General features: G+C 69.9%; 13 protein-coding genes and 1 pseudogene. 6 read left to right on the forward strand and 8 right to left on the reverse strand.

Going from position 1 to position 14,456, the window contains the following annotated elements:
* Positions 1-123 precede the first annotated feature (123 nt).
* The 6 genes and pseudogenes from AOZ49_RS13500 to AOZ49_RS13525 all read right to left on the reverse strand — a co-directional run bounded on the left by AOZ49_RS13500 (position 124) and on the right by AOZ49_RS13525 (position 5,656).
* A pseudogene (locus AOZ49_RS13500) lies at positions 124-514 on the reverse strand (PPC domain-containing DNA-binding protein).
* Positions 515-516: 2 nt separating this feature from the next.
* The gene (locus tag AOZ49_RS13505; RefSeq protein ID WP_054432144.1) at positions 517-1,080 is read right to left on the reverse strand and encodes a PPC domain-containing DNA-binding protein; all 564 of its coding nucleotides are present in this window, start codon (positions 1,078-1,080) and stop codon (positions 517-519) included.
* Positions 1,081-1,138: 58 nt separating this feature from the next.
* Complete coding sequence (locus AOZ49_RS13510) at positions 1,139-1,903, reverse strand: SDR family NAD(P)-dependent oxidoreductase (protein WP_054432146.1); 765 nt, start codon at positions 1,901-1,903, stop codon at positions 1,139-1,141.
* Between the two features lie 80 nt (positions 1,904-1,983).
* Positions 1,984-3,615: an acyl-CoA synthetase gene (locus AOZ49_RS13515; RefSeq protein WP_054475849.1), complete on the reverse strand. Its 1,632-nt coding sequence runs from the start codon at positions 3,613-3,615 to the stop codon at positions 1,984-1,986.
* Positions 3,612-4,784: an acetyl-CoA acetyltransferase gene (locus tag AOZ49_RS13520; protein WP_054432149.1), complete on the reverse strand. Its 1,173-nt coding sequence runs from the start codon at positions 4,782-4,784 to the stop codon at positions 3,612-3,614. The genes AOZ49_RS13515 and AOZ49_RS13520 overlap by 4 nt, the downstream gene beginning before the upstream one ends.
* Positions 4,785-4,828: 44 nt before the next feature.
* Entirely contained in the window at positions 4,829-5,656 is an 828-nt protein-coding gene (locus AOZ49_RS13525; protein WP_231689898.1) for an IclR family transcriptional regulator, read from the reverse strand.
* Between the two features lie 235 nt (positions 5,657-5,891).
* On the opposite strand from AOZ49_RS13525, the gene AOZ49_RS13530 reads away from it, so the two are divergent.
* The 3 genes from AOZ49_RS13530 to AOZ49_RS13540 all read left to right on the forward strand — a co-directional run bounded on the left by AOZ49_RS13530 (position 5,892) and on the right by AOZ49_RS13540 (position 11,109).
* Entirely contained in the window at positions 5,892-6,905 is a 1,014-nt protein-coding gene (locus tag AOZ49_RS13530; protein ID WP_054475851.1) for a TRAP transporter substrate-binding protein, read from the forward strand.
* Positions 6,902-8,794: a TRAP transporter large permease gene (locus AOZ49_RS13535; protein WP_054432154.1), complete on the forward strand. Its 1,893-nt coding sequence runs from the start codon at positions 6,902-6,904 to the stop codon at positions 8,792-8,794. The genes AOZ49_RS13530 and AOZ49_RS13535 overlap by 4 nt, the downstream gene beginning before the upstream one ends.
* Positions 8,795-9,210: 416 nt before the next feature.
* Positions 9,211-11,109, forward strand: a complete 1,899-nt coding sequence (locus AOZ49_RS13540) for an ABC transporter ATP-binding protein (protein ID WP_054475853.1) — start codon at positions 9,211-9,213, stop codon at positions 11,107-11,109.
* 77 nt (positions 11,110-11,186) lie between these two features.
* Here the strand turns inward: AOZ49_RS13540 and AOZ49_RS13545 are convergent, their stop codons facing one another.
* Positions 11,187-11,807, reverse strand: a complete 621-nt coding sequence (locus AOZ49_RS13545; RefSeq protein ID WP_231690338.1) for a LysE family translocator — start codon at positions 11,805-11,807, stop codon at positions 11,187-11,189.
* A gap of 141 nt (positions 11,808-11,948) precedes the next feature.
* Here AOZ49_RS13545 and AOZ49_RS13550 point away from each other — a divergent pair, with 141 nt between their 5' ends.
* Positions 11,949-12,431: an Lrp/AsnC family transcriptional regulator gene (locus tag AOZ49_RS13550; RefSeq protein ID WP_006394279.1), complete on the forward strand. Its 483-nt coding sequence runs from the start codon at positions 11,949-11,951 to the stop codon at positions 12,429-12,431.
* On the opposite strand, the gene AOZ49_RS13555 is transcribed toward AOZ49_RS13550, so the two are convergent.
* Complete coding sequence (locus AOZ49_RS13555; RefSeq protein WP_054432159.1) at positions 12,388-13,092, reverse strand: DJ-1/PfpI family protein; 705 nt, start codon at positions 13,090-13,092, stop codon at positions 12,388-12,390. The two genes, AOZ49_RS13550 and AOZ49_RS13555, sit on opposite strands and share 44 nt — an antisense overlap.
* On the opposite strand from AOZ49_RS13555, the gene AOZ49_RS13560 reads away from it, so the two are divergent.
* Together AOZ49_RS13560 and AOZ49_RS13565 are read left to right on the forward strand one after the other, a co-directional pair.
* On the forward strand, positions 13,087-14,061 hold the full coding sequence (locus AOZ49_RS13560; RefSeq protein WP_082380437.1) for a GlxA family transcriptional regulator: 975 nt from the start codon (positions 13,087-13,089) through the stop codon (positions 14,059-14,061). The genes AOZ49_RS13555 and AOZ49_RS13560 overlap by 6 nt on opposite strands.
* A gap of 14 nt (positions 14,062-14,075) precedes the next feature.
* Entirely contained in the window at positions 14,076-14,456 is a 381-nt protein-coding gene (locus AOZ49_RS13565) for a hypothetical protein (RefSeq protein ID WP_054432161.1), read from the forward strand.

Genomic DNA, 14,456 nt, shown 5'->3' on the forward strand with positions numbered 1-14,456 from the left:
ATCGTTGCCCCGCGCGCGTGCCACCGCCGCCGCGGCGGGCGCCCCAAGAACCCCGCTCACCGCCAGCAAACTCAAAATCAGCAGCAGCAGCAGCAGCAGCAGCAGCAGCAAAAAAAGCCCGGCTCACCCCTCCGGCAACCACTCCTCCAACGTCACCTCAAACGTCATACAAACAGGATTAGCCCCCGGCACAAACACCCCCCCCATGCACCCGCCCCGCCGGATCCGCCACCACCCCAGACAGCGACGCCACCACCGACCCGTCGGCCTGCGCCCGCACCTCTCCAGCCAGGCTCACGATCTCCACCGCCGGACCTTCCACTTGCCGGACATCCCCACCCCGCGCATACAGGCAGGCATCCACCAGACTCCCCAACGCCCCCCGCACGAACGCATTCCGGAACCCCTCCGCCAGGCACAGCTTCTCCACCGCCTGCACCAGATCCTCGTTGGGCCCGATGCGCGCATACGCCACCCGCCCCATGCTTCCGCTTTCGACCTCGGCCGGCATCATCGTCAGATCTCCCGCGGCTGCAGCAGCCGCAAATTGGTTTCGGCGTCATAGGTGGCGCGCAGCTCGAACCCTTCCAGCGCCGTCACCAGCACCGTCACTGGCGCCGCGCCCACGATCGTCGTCTGCGGGATCAGGTGCCCTCCCAGCAGCGCGCCGCTCTCATCGCAGAAGGCCGCGTGGCAGTGCACCAGCGGCTCGCCCGCATCGCCCTTGCCCAGCGTGGCATTGCCGAAGATCAGCGTGGACGCGCCCGCCGCGATCGGCGCGGTGTACGCCACCACCCGCAGATGGGCCGGGTCCGGCGGCGCCGTGCAGTAATCGAGATGGCTGAAGGCGCCGCTCAGCAGCGTCATCGAGGCGTTCGCCACGCCCAGCGGCGCCAGCCCATCGACCAGCGCCTCGAACAGGCTGGCGCCGGGCTGCAGCGCCAGGCGGATGTGGCGGCCCTGCCGCGCGCAGCGGCTGTGTATCCGTACCGGGTTGAAGGCTCCCGGGTGTATCAGCGTCCTGGGGCGGGGCAATACCGGTGATCCCCGCAACGAACGATCCACGGTGGTGGTTCGCATGATGTGCACTCCGTGCGCTTGTGGCGCAAGATGGGAATGAAAGCTGAAAACGCCGGCGTCAATGCACCGCCGGCAGCATGCCCGCCGCGGTGAAGCCGCCGTCCACGCAGATCACCTGGCCGGTCACGTAGCTGGACAGCGATTCGTCCAGCAGCCAGCCGATGGTGCCGTTCAGTTCCTCCGGCGCCGCGTAGCGATGCTGCGGCACCACCTGGCGCCAGGCCGCGCGCGCCTCGTCGGTGTGCATCTGCCCGACCAGCGGCGTCTCGATTGGCCCCGGCGCCACCGCGTTCACGCGGATGCCGTAGGCGGCCAGCTCCACCGCCATCACCCGCGTCAGCGTCACCACCCCGCCCTTGGACGCCCCGTAAGCCGCGCGGCCCGCGTTGCCGCGGATGCCCGACACCGAGGCGATGTTCACGATCGAACCGCGGCCGCGTTCGCGCATGCGCCGGGCCGCCTCGCGCGCCACCACGAACGACCCCACCAGATTCACTTCCAGGATCCGCCGCAGCAGCGCCGCGTCGGTCTCCAGGAACGGCACGTCGCGGCCGATGCCGGCCGAATTGACCAGCCCGGTGATCGGGCCGAAATCGGCCTCCAGCCGCGCCATCGCCTCGGTCACCTGCGCCTCGTCGGACACGTCCAGCCGCACGCAGCCCAGGCGTTCCGCGGGCGCCAGGCCACGCACCTCGTCTAACCGCTCCTGCGACACGTCCGCCACCAGCACCCGGCGTCCCGCGCCCAGCAGGCCACGCGCGACGGCCAGGCCGATGCCCGACGCGCCCCCCGTGACCAGTACCGCATCCTGCGCTCCATCCATGATTCGGTCTCCTCGTTGTGTACTGCGTTGTCTCTCCCTCCTGCCATCGCGGCCGCCGTCGCGGCGGCCGCGATGTCCTGCTAACCGGCCGCCAGGCAGCCGCGCTCGCGCAAGGCGTCGCGCACCAGCTTCTTGGTGATCTTGCCGTAGCCCGAACGCGGCAGCGCGTCCCAGAAGAACACCTGGCGCGGCAGCTTGTAGCGGGCCATGCGCGGCGCCAGCCAGGCCAGCAGCGCGTCCTGTTCCAGCGCCTGGCCCGGGCGCAGCACGCAGACCATCACGCCCACCTCGCCCCAGACCGGATCCGGCACCCCCAGCACCGCCGCTTCCGCCACCGCTGGATGGGCCAGCACCTTTTCCTCGACCTCGCGCGGATAGATGTTGGAGCCGCCCGAGATGTACATGTCGGATTCGCGGCCGGTGATGTACAGATAGCCCTGCTCGTCCTGATACCCCAGGTCGCCGGTGCGGAACCAGCCGTTGCGAAAGGCCTTGGCGTTGGCCTGCGGGTTGGCGTAGTAGCCGGCGAACACCGCCGGGCCGCAGACGCAGATCTCGCCGGTCTGGCCCGCCGGCAACGACCGGCCGGCGGCGTCCTGGATGCTGATCTGCATGCCGGTGCGCTCATAGCCGCAGGTGCCGGCGCGGGCCTCCGGTCCGTCGCCGCCATGGTGCTGCGCCGGCGGCAGGACGGTGATGTTGCCGGTCACCTCGCCCAGCCCGAAGTACTGCACCAGCACACCGCCCAGCTTGTCGAGCGCGCGCTTCTGGTCTTCGCGGTACATCGGCGCGCCGGCGTAGATCACGTGGCGCAGGCTGCCGTGGTCGAATTGATCGACCGCCGGATCCTCCACCAGCAGCTTGACGATGGTGGGCACGGTGAACATGTTGGTGACCCGATGGCGCTCGACCAGTTGCCATGCCTGGGCCGGGTCGAAGCGGTCGCCGTCCGGCAGCACCGAGCAGGCGCCGCGCGCCACCTGCGTCAGGAAGTGGATGCCCGCGCCGTGCGACAGGGGCGCCACCACCAGGCTGACGTCGTCCTCGGTGGTGCCCGGCATCAGGTCGCACAGGTGATTGGTCACCACGAACGCCATCTGCCCGTGCGTCAGCACCGCCGCCTTCGGATGCCCGGTGGTGCCGGACGTGAAGAAGAACCAGCACGGATCGTCGTAGTCCACGTCGGCGCAGGCGCGCGGCGCATCGGCCAGCCGCGCCTCGATCAGCGTGGCGGTGTCGGCCTCGCCGAACCCGCCCGGCCCCAGCCGCGCCAGCAGGGCCAGGTCCGGCATCGCCCGCGCCACCGCGGCCGCGTGGTCCGGCGACTGGCCGTCGCACAGGAACGCTTTGACGCCCGCCGCCTGCGCCAGGTAGACCGCCTCGTCCGGCGCGATGCGGCAATTGGTCGGCACCCACACGGCGCCCAGCCGCAACACCGCGAACAGGGTCTCGGCGAACGCGAAGCTGTTGCGCGCGTGCACCAGCACCCGGTCGCCCTTGCCCACGCCGCGCTCGGCCAGCGCCTGCGCCAGCGCCGCGGTGCGCGCGTCCAGCTCGCGCCAGCTCAGGCGCGCCTCGCCGCAGACCAGCGCGCTGCGCGTCGGGTGGCGGCGGGCGGCCTGCGCCAGGAAATGCGCCAGGTTCATGGCGCGGCGCGACACCGGCGCCACCCCGCCCGGTGGCGCCACGGAGGGCTGCGACTGGCCGCTCATTTGACGCGCTCCAGCAGGCTGACGTAGTTGGCCACGGCCGCGCCGCCCATGTTGAAGACACCGGCCAGCGTGGCGTCCGGCACCTGCATGCCGCCGGCCTCGCCCGCCAGCTGCATGCAGGCCAGCACGTGCATGGACACGCCGGTCGCCCCCACGGGATGGCCCTTGGCCTTGAGTCCGCCCGACGGATTGACCGGCAGGCGGCCGCCCGGGTAGACCCAGCCCTCCCGCAGCGCCCGCGCGCCCTGGCCGCGCGGCGTCAGGCCCATGGCTTCGTATTCGATCAGTTCGGCGATGGTGAAGCAGTCATGCGTCTCGACCAGGCTCAGGTCATCGAGGGTCGCGCCGGCGTCGGCCAGCGCCTCGCGCCAGGCGCGCGCCGCGCCCTCGAACGCGATCGGATCGCGCCGGCTCAGCGGCAGGATGTCGTTGACGTGGCGCCGCGCGCGAAAGCCGATGGCGCGGCGCAGGCCCGCCGCGGTCTCGGCATCGGCCAGCACCAGCGCCGCCGCGCCGTCGGAGATCAGCGAGCAATCGGTGCGCCGCAGCGGCGCCGCCACGTAGGGGTTCCTGTCGGAAACGGTGTTGCAGAACTCGAAGCCCAGGTCCTTGCGGATCTGCGCGTACGGATTGCCCAGGGCGTTGGCGTGGTTCTTGGCGGCGATGCGGGCCAGGGCCTCGCCCTGGTCGCCATGGCGCTCGAAGTAGGCCGAGGCGATGCGGCCGAACACGCCGGCAAAGCCGCCGGGCAAGTCCGCTTCTTCCTTGCGGTAGCTGGCGTTCAGCAGGATGTCGCCGACTTCCTCGGTGGGTCGCGCGGTCATCTTCTCGGCGCCCACCACCAGCGCCACCCGGCCGCGCCCGGCCTCGATGAAATCCATGGCCGCATACAGCGCCGCGGACCCGGTGGCGCAGGCGTTTTCCAGTCGGGTCGCGGGCACGTACGCCAGCGCCGGATCGGCCAGCGCCACCAGCGCGGCCTGGAAATCCTGCTTCTGGAAGCCGCTGTTCATCACGCCGGCATAAATGCCGTCCACATCCCCGGGGCCGATGCCCGCATGGGCCAGGGCGGCGCCCGAGACCCGCGCCATCAGGCTTTCGGTATCGGGATCGTCGAGTTTGCCGAACGGGACATGCGACCATCCCACGATGACGGCACGCTTGCTCATTGCTGTCTCCTCTGTTGGCAGCCCCGCCCCGCCGACATGGCGGATCAGGACTTGGGCTTGGCGGCCGGCGGGCGCGTTCGCGCCTCGCGGCCTGCCGGGTTGGCCTGTGCTAGCAGGCGTTTGGCCTCGCGGGACAACAGCTTGGCCAGCTGGAACTGCCTTTCCTCGTCCATGCGCGATTCGACCGCGGCAATGCTGAGCGCGCCCAGCACATGGCCCTGCTCGTCGCGCAGCGGCATGCCGATGCCCCACGAGCCCGGCACCACCAGGCCGCGGTTCACGGCATAGCCCTGCTCGCGCACCTCGTCGACCAGCGTGCGGATCAGCGGCACGGAGTAATGCGGATAGCGCCGCTCGATCAGGCCGGCATTGGCCTGCAGGCAGGCCTCGACCTCGTCGTCGGGCAGCGCCGCCAGGATCGCCAGGCTGCCGGCGCCGATGCCCAGGGGATGACGGTCGCCGGGCAGCAGCACATGAGTCTTGAGGGGGTAATCGCCGTCCTCGCGCAGCACGCAGACCGCGAACACGTCGCGGCGCAGCGAAAAGAAGGCGGAATCGCCGCACTCGTGCGCCAGCCGCGCGACCACGGGCGCGGCCAGGCGGTTGATGCCGAAGCGTTCGCTGGCGATGTTGCCCAGCACATGGCATTCGGGGCCGAGGAAGTAGCGGCGGCTGGCCAGGTCCTGCTCGACCATGCCTTCGGCGGCCAGGGCGGCCAGCAGGCGGTGCACGGTGGGCTTGCTCATGCCCGTATCGCGCGTCAACGCCAGCAGGCCCGCGCCTTCGCCGCGGGTGCGCGACACCGCGCGCAACACCAGCATGGCGCGGGATATCGCCTGGGCGCCACCGACCTGGGATGAGGTCTCCGTCACGTCTCCGCCTGTTTTTTCATCAGGTCCATTTTGTGGACCATCGATCTGATTTTGTTTTTTCATTCTGCACCAGTTTTATTGATTTACGCTAGTGAATCAATGTGATTAAATGAATTTAAGGGTAGTACGCAGGTCCATATAATGGACCTCATGCAAAGATAAAGCAACAAGCCTGGCAAGGCGCTTTATCCGGCCGTCCTCGACGGCGGCCGGATCTCATAACCAAGGAGACAGCATGAACACGACTCGACGCAACCTCATGCGCGCCGCGGGAGGCGGCGCGCTGCTTGCCCTGGCCCCGTTCCAGCGCACGCTGGCGGCGCCCCAGTTCCGCTACAAGTACGCCAACAACCTGCCGCCCTCGCACCCGATGAACCTGCGCGCCAACGAGGCCGCGCAGAACATCCTCAAGGACACCGGCGGCCGCTTCGAGCTGGCAGTGTTCCCCAGCAGCCAGCTGGGGTCCGACACCGACACCCTGAGCCAGCTGCGCGCCGGCGCCGTCGAGTTCTTCACCCTGTCGGGGCTGATCCTGTCGACCCTGGTGCCCAGCGCCTCGATCAGCGGCGTGGGCTTCGCCTTCCCCGACTACGCCGCGGTCTGGAAGGCGCTGGACGGCGACCTGGGCGCGCACATCCGCGCCGACATCAACGCCAAGGGCCTGTTCGTCATGGACCGCATCTGGGACAGCGGCTTTCGCCAGGTCACCACCAGCTCGCGCGCCATCAGCGGCCCGGACGATTTCCGCGACCTGAAAATCCGCGTGCCGGTCAGCCCGCTGTGGACCTCGATGTTCAAGGCGCTGGGGTCGTCGCCGGCCAGCATCAACTTCAACGAAACCTATTCGGCGCTGCAGACCCGCGTGGTGGACGCGCAGGAAAACCCGCTGGCCATCATCCAGACCGCCAAGCTGTACGAAGTGCAGAAATACTGCTCGATGACCAACCACATGTGGGACGGCTTCTGGTTCCTGGGCAACCGCCGCGCCTGGGAAAAGCTGCCGGCCGACATCCGCGAGGTCGTCGCCAAGCACATCAACGCCGCCGGCATGGCCGAGCGCGCCGACGTGCTGGCGCTGAACAACCAGCTGCAGGCCAAGCTGGCCGAGGAGGGCCTGACCTTCAACACGCCCGACCCCGCGCCCATCCGCGATGCGCTGCGGCGCGCCGGCTTCTACGCCGGCTGGAAGGAAAAGTACGGCGACAAGGCCTGGGGCCTGCTGGAGCAGGCGGCCGGGAGCCTGTCATGAGGGCTGCGCTGACCCATCCGGCGGAGGCGCCGCCCCAGGCCGCCGCCGCCCCGGGCAGCCGGCGGCCATGGGCCATCGCCGCCGACAACGCCCTGGGCCACCTGGTGGAGATTCCCGCGGCCATCCTGGTGGTCGCGGAAATCGTCATCCTGTTCTCGGGCATCGTGGCGCGCTACGTGCTGCACACGCCGCTGGTGTGGTCCGACGAACTGGCCTCGATCCTGTTCCTGTGGCTGGCCATGCTGGGCGCGGTGATCGCCTTCCGCCGCGGCGAGCACATGCGCATGGGCGCGCTGGTCAACCGCGCCTCGCCCGCCACCCGCGCGCTGCTGGACATGGTGGCGGTGGCGGCGGCGCTGGCGTTCCTGCTGCTGTTGCAGGCGCCGGGCTACGAGTACGCCTCGGAAGAGCAGTACGTCACCACCGCCGCGCTAGAGATCCCCAACATCTGGCGCGCCGCGGCCCTGCCGGTGGGTACCGCGCTGATGCTGCTGATCGCGCTGCTGCGGCTGGTCGAACGGGCGCAGTGGCGCGTCACCGGGCTGGCGCTGTTGCTGGTCGGCGGCGTGGTGGCCGCCATGACGGCGCTGCAACCGGTCCTGGCGGGCCTGGGCAACGTCAACCTGCTGATCTTCTTCGTCGGCGTGGTGGCGGCCACGGTGTTCGCGGGCGTGCCGATCGCCTTCGCGTTCGGGCTGGCCACCTTCGGCTACCTGTCGCTGACCACCGACGTGCCGATGATGGTGGTGGTCGGGCGCATGGACGAAGGCATGTCGCACCTGATCCTGCTGGCGGTGCCGCTGTTCGTGTTCCTGGGCGTGCTGATCGAGATGACCGGCATGGCCAAGCGCATGGTGGCGTTCCTGGCCAGCCTGCTGGGCCACGTGCGCGGCGGCCTGTCGTACGTGCTGATCGGCGCCATGTACGTGGTCTCGGGCATCTCGGGCGCCAAGGCCGCCGACATGGCGGCGGTGGCGCCGGTGCTGTTCCCCGAAATGCGCGAGCGCGGCGCCGACGAGGGCGACCTGGTGGCGTTGCTGTCGGCCACCGGGGCGCAGACCGAGACCGTGCCGCCCAGCCTGGTGCTGATCACCATCGGCTCGGTCACCGGCGTGTCGATCACGGCGCTGTTCACCGGCGGCCTGCTGCCGGGGCTGGTGCTGGGCGTGATGCTGTGCCTGGTGGTTTGGTGGCGCAACCGCCGCGAAGACCTGAGCGCGGTGCGCAAGGCCAGCGGCCGCCAGATCGGCCGCGCCCTGCTGGTGGCGCTGCCGGCGCTGGCGCTGCCCTTCGTGATCCGCGCGGCGGTGGTCGAAGGCGTGGCCACCGCCACCGAGGTCTCCACCATCGGCATCGTCTACGCCACACTGATCGGGCTGCTGGTCTACCGCTGCTTCGACGCCAAACGGCTCAAGCCCATGCTGGTGGACACCGCCTGCCTGTCGGGCTCGATCCTGCTGATCATCGGCACCGCCACCGCCATGGCCTGGGCCCTGACGCAATCGGGCTTCTCGACCCAGCTGGCGCAGGCCATGGCCGGCCTGCCGGGCGGCGCCGCCACCTTCATGGCGGTGTCGATCGTGGCGTTCGTCATCCTGGGCAGCGTGCTGGAGGGCATTCCCGCCATCGTGCTGTTCGGGCCGCTGCTATTCCCGATCGCGCACCAGATGGGCATCCACGAGGTGCACTACGCCATGGTGGTGATCCTGTCGATGGGCCTGGGCCTGTTCGCGCCGCCATTCGGCGTCGGCTACTACGCCGCCTGCGCCATTGGCCGGGTCGCGCCCGAAGCCGGCATCCGGCCCATCCTGGGCTACCTCGGCTCGATGGCGGTCGGCATCGTGGTCATCGCCGCGGTGCCGTGGATCTCGACCGGGTTCCTGAAGTAGCCCGCCTGGTCGGCCGCCGCGCCTTCGCGGCGGCCGACCCTTCTTCCATTGCGCCTGGCGACCAGGCGCCATCGCGTGGGGAAAAACCCACACGCCCGCAATCCCCCACTGTCCGCGCGGTTGATGCTCGTACACCAGTTCTATAGAATCTTCAATTCGGGCCTGTGCCCATTCTTTTTTCCCTTCACCTACACCTGGGAGGCGCAAGATGATGAATCCGCATACCGCCATCCCGCGCGTATCTCCGCGACGCCATTAAGTCGTCGCCCGCGCGGCCCCATCGCCAGACTACCTGGCGACTGGTCCGCCGTGCCCGCCCCAAATCCCTGAACGCAATGCCCGCGCCGTGAGGCGCAGGTCGTATCACCTTCTTTCCCACAAGGAATCCGGCGCCTTCGCGTTGCCGGGCGATCGCAATGAATCGAACAAAAATCGATCTGCGAGGACAAGCCTTCAAGGACGTCCTCGGCTTTACCTTCCGCTATTGGCGCGCCCAACCCTGGCGCACCGCATTGATCGTCGGGCTGGCGCTGCTGTCGGCCCTCGCCGACGTGCTGACCCCGCTGTACGCGGGCCGCCTGGTCGACGCCGTGGCTTCCGGCGCCGCGGCCGACCAGCAGGCCTGGAGCGCGGCCATCACCGCGTTCTGGCTGCTGATCGCGCTGGGCATCGGCGGCACGCTGCTGCGCCAGGGCGTGTTCCAGAACATCATCGTCTTCACCCTGAAGATGATGAACGGCATGGTGTCGAACGCCTTCTACCGGGTGCAGCGCTTTTCGACCGACTGGCACGCCAACAGCTTCGCCGGCTCGACCGTGCGCAAGATCACCCGCGGCATGTGGGCGGTGGACCTGCTGAACGACACGCTGCTGGTGGCGCTGCTGCCCTCGGTCATCATGCTGGTCGGCGCCACCGTGCTGCTGGGCATCCACTGGCCGGTGATGGGCCTGGTCGTCGGCCTCGGGTCGGTGCTGTACATCGCGGTCACGGCGGCGCTGTCGCTGGGCTACGTGGCGCCGGCGGCGCGGCTGGGCAACGCCTGGGACACGCGCATGGGCGGCGCGCTGGCCGACGCGGTCAGCTGTAACCCGGTCGTCAAGGCCTTCGGCGCCGAGACGCGCGAGGAAGCGCGCCTGGAGCGCGTGGTCGACAAGTGGCGCCGCCGCACGCGCCGCACCTGGATCCGCGCCACGATCAACGGCGGCATCCAGGGCGCGATGCTGGTGGCGATGCAGGCTGGCATCCTGGGCGCGGCGCTGCTGCTGTGGTCGCGCAACCAGGCCAGCGTCGGCGACGTGACCTTCGCGCTGACGATGTTCTTCATGCTGCAGGGCCACCTGCGCGACGTGGGCATGCACATCCGCAACCTGCAGCGCTCGGTCAACGACATGGAGGAACTGGTGGCGCTGGAAAAGCAGCCGCTGGGCGTGGACGACCGCCCCGGCGCGGGCCAGATCCGCGTCACGGCGGGCGAGATCCGCTTCGAGGACGTGACCTTCCGCTACGGCCGCCACGAGGCGCCGCTGTACGACCGCTTCTCGGCGCGCATCGCGCCGGGCGAACGGGTCGGGCTGGTGGGCCATTCGGGCTCGGGCAAGACCACGTTCATCAAGCTGATCCAGCGCCTGTACGACGTCAACGGCGGCCGCATCGCCATCGACGGCCAGGACATCGCCCAGGTCAGGCAGGCCTCGCTGCGCAGCCAGATCGCGATCGTGCAGCAGGAGCCGGTGCTGTTCCACCGCACGCTGGCCGAGAACATCGCCTACGCCCGCCCCGGCGCGACGCAAGCCGAGATCGAGCAGGCGGCGCGGCTGGCCAGCGCGCACGACTTCATCATGGCGCTGCCCAAGGGCTATGAGACGCTGGTGGGCGAACGCGGCGTCAAGCTATCGGGCAGCGAGCGCCAGCGCGTGGCGATCGCGCGGGCCTTCCTGGCCGACGCGCCGATCCTGATCCTGGACGAGGCCACCTCGAGCCTGGACAGCGAAAGCGAAGTGCTGATCCAGCAGGCCATGGAGCGCCTGATGGTCGGCCGCACCACGCTGGTGGTGGCGCACCGCCTGTCGACGGTGCGCGCGCTGGACCGCCTGCTGGTGATGGACCATGGCCGCATCATCGAGGAAGGCAGCCATGACCAGCTGATCCGCTTGAAGGGCGGCCTGTACCGGCGCCTGTTCGAGCGCCAGGCCCTGGAGCTGACCAAGGGCCTGACGCAATCGGAAATGCTGGCCGATGGCGCCCGCCCCCTGCCGGCGCGCGCCGACGGCGAAGGCCAGGACGAGGACGAAACGTCCCTGGCCTTCGGCAAGTAAGCAGAAAGGGCCTGACGCGAGTCAGGCCCTTTTTTCATGGCGCCGCGCCGCCCGGCAGCGTGCGCGGCCCGGCCGCCTCAGCGATTCAGCGTCAGGCGCACGCCGAACGCGATCAGCGCGCCGCCGAACACCGTGCCCTGCCATTTCTGCACGCGCGGATGCGCCGCCATCCAGCGGCCCAGGGCGCCGCCGGCCAGCGCGCACAGCACATCGAACGTCAGGCCCAGGCTCACCAGGATCACGCCCAGCAAGGCGAACTGCTGGCCGATCGGGCCCTGCGCCGGCGACACGAACTGCGGCAGCAGCACCGAGCAGAACAGCAGCGCCTTGGGATTGAGCACGTTGGTCAGCACCCCGCTCAACAGCGCCGCGCCCAGCCCCTTGCCGCGCGCGGCCGCCTGCGCCTCGTGCGCCACGCCGTACGACATCGGCCCCGCCCGCAGCAGCCGCAGGCCCAGCCAGATCAGATAGCAACCGCCCACCGTGCGCGCCGCGTCGAAGGCCCAGGGATGGGTCTTGAACAGCGCCGCCAGCCCCAATGCCGCCAGCGTCACGTGGGCGGCGCGCGCCAGGGCCAGGCCCACGGCCACCGCCAGCGCCTGCCCGCGGCCGCGCAGCGCGCCGGTCTCGAGCAGCAGGATCATGTCCGGCCCCGGCACCACATAGACAATCAACAACGCCCCGAGAAACAACGCCATGTCGGCCATACGCCACGCTCCGCACTGCTGGAAATGGCGATCATTCTAGGGAAAAGGCATCGGCATGTGCTTGCTATTCCTGCCAAGCGTAATAACATGATTGGCACACTGAACCAATCCATATCGCAGAATTTTCATTTCATGCCAAAACGCCAACTTGACGCCTACGACCGGCGCATTCTCGAGGCCCTGCAGCAGAACGGCCGCCTCACCAATGTCGAGCTGGCCGAGCAGATCGGCCTGTCGCCGTCGCCCTGCCTGCGGCGGGTGCGGCTGATGGAGGAAGCCGGCGTGATCCAGGGCTACGAGGCCCGGCTGGCGCCGGACGAGGTCGGGCTGGGCCTGACCGTCTTCGTCGGCGTGAAGGTCGAGCGCCACCACGAGCGCGACGCAGACCAGTTCCGCAAGGAAGTCTGCGCCCTGCCCGAAGTGGTGGCGGCCCATCTGGTGTCGGGCGAATCCGACTTCCTGCTGCAGGTGGTGCTGCCCGACCTGCGCGCCTACGAACGCTTCCTGCTGACCACGCTGCTCAAGCTGCCGGGGGTGAAGGACATCCGCAGCAACTTCGCGATCCAGACCGTCAAGCCGCAGAGCCCGCTGCCGCTGGACCATCTGGGACATTGAGCGCGGCCTGCCGCACCTTGGCGCTGCGCTGCTCGAAGCGCGCCTGCGACTGCGCCAGGTATTGCCGCACGATGTCCGGCTCCGAGGTCTTGGGCGTGCCGCCGGGAAACGGCGGCTCGGGGTCGTATTCGATCTGCAACTGGATCAGCTTGGCGACCTCGTCGCCGCACAGCGTGGCGACCACCTTCAGCGCCATGTCGATGCCCGAGGTGACGCCGCCCGCGGTGAAAACGTTGCCATCCACGCACAGCCGCGCATCGGTCGGCACCGCGCCGAAATGCGCCAGCAGTTCACGCGCGCGCCAATGGCTGGAAGCGCGGCGGCCGCGCAGCAGGCCGGCCGCGCCCAGCAGCAGCGAACCGGTGCAGATGCCGAAGACGTAGCGCGCGCCCAACGCTTGCCGGCGCGTGAAGGCTACCCAGTCCGGGTCGAGGATGGCATCATCCGTCCCCGGCCCGCCGGGCACCACCAGCAGATCGCAGGGCGGCGCCGACGCCAGGGTCTGGGTCGGCACGAAACGCAGGCCGCGGTCGCTGCGCACCGGATCCGGCGTTTTTGCGACAAAATCGACGCTGAACCCGGGCGCGGCGGCGAGCACTTCGTATGGCCCGGTCATATCGAGCTGGGTCAGCCCTTCGAACAAGAGAATATTCACATGCACGACGATGCTCCTTCGCAGAACGGAACCGCCAGCGTAGCTCCAGGCGCCGGCGCGCGTGCGCCAAATACCCCCACGATCGCGCCAAAACGCATCGTCTTCCTGCTCTACGACGGCTTCCAGCCGCTCGACCTGGCCGGCCCGTGGCAGGCCTTCAGCGGCGCCAACGAGGAAGGCGGCGCGGGCTACCAGCTGAGCACCGTCGCGGCCACGCCGGTGGTCGCCGCCTGGGACCAGGGCCTGCGCATGCAGGTCGACGCCACCTTCGCCGAGGACGACGACGCGCCGATCGACATGCTGTTCGTGCCGGGCGGCCCCGGCATCGACCAGGCCGGCGCCCACGGCGAGACCCTGGCCTGGCTGCGCCGCCGCAGCCCGCAGGCGCGCCGCACCTGCAGCGTCTGCACCGGCGCCTTCCTGCTGGCGGCGGCCGGCCTGCTGGACGGCCGCCGCGTCACCACCCACTGGCGCTCGGCCGACCGGCTGCGCCAGCTGTATCCCGGCCTGCGGGTGGAAGACGACCGCATCTTCATCGAGAGCGGCGCGATCTGGACCTCGGCCGGCGTCACCGCCGGCATCGACCTGGCGCTGGCCCTGATCGAGCGCGACGCTGGCGCGCAGGTGTCGCAGGACGTGGCGCGCCGCCTGGTGGTGTTCATGCGCCGCAACGGCGACCAGCGCCAATACAGCCAGTCGCTGCGGCTGCAGGACCGCCTGGCCGCGCCGTTCCGCGACCTGGTCGAGAAGATCGAGGCGAGCCTGTCGGCGCGCTGGTCGGTGGACGACATGGCCGATGCCTGCCACATGTCGCGCCGCACCTTCCAGCGCAAGTTCGCGGCGCATTTCGGCGTGACGCCGAGCGAGGTGCTGCGCCAGCTGCGGCGCGAACGCGACGGTGCGCTGCGCGCGGCGGGCCGGGCCTCGGGCAAAGTCCTGCGCCATGCGCTCGGAAGCGCCGGCCGTCCACTCTGACCGGCCCGCACGCCATGAACCCGTCCGCCTCTCCGTGTCCCGAATGCGGCCTACCCCAGGTCATCACCGAACAGGGGCTGAGTCTGATCGCGCGCTGCGGCGGCTGCGGCTGGATGGTGGCGACCACCAACCCCAACCACCCGATCATGGACCGCACGCCTTACACACTGCGGGCGCGGCCCGGCGCCCTGGCCACGGCCAGCGCCATCGCCCGCCTGGCGGTGGCGCTGGGCATCGGCGTCAAGCGGGCGCGCGAGCTGATCGCCCAGGACCTGCCGGTGGCCGAGAATGTCCTGGCGCTCGAAGTCATCCGGCTGCACGGGGTGCTGGCCGGCGCGGGGCTGCAGGTGGAGATCACGCCGGCCTTCCGCTGGCCGCTGGACCCGCGCGACTGA

It is taken from the genome of Achromobacter sp. 2789STDY5608615 (assembly GCF_001298995.1).
In the GTDB taxonomy this organism is placed as follows: domain Bacteria; phylum Pseudomonadota; class Gammaproteobacteria; order Burkholderiales; family Burkholderiaceae_B; genus Achromobacter; species Achromobacter insuavis.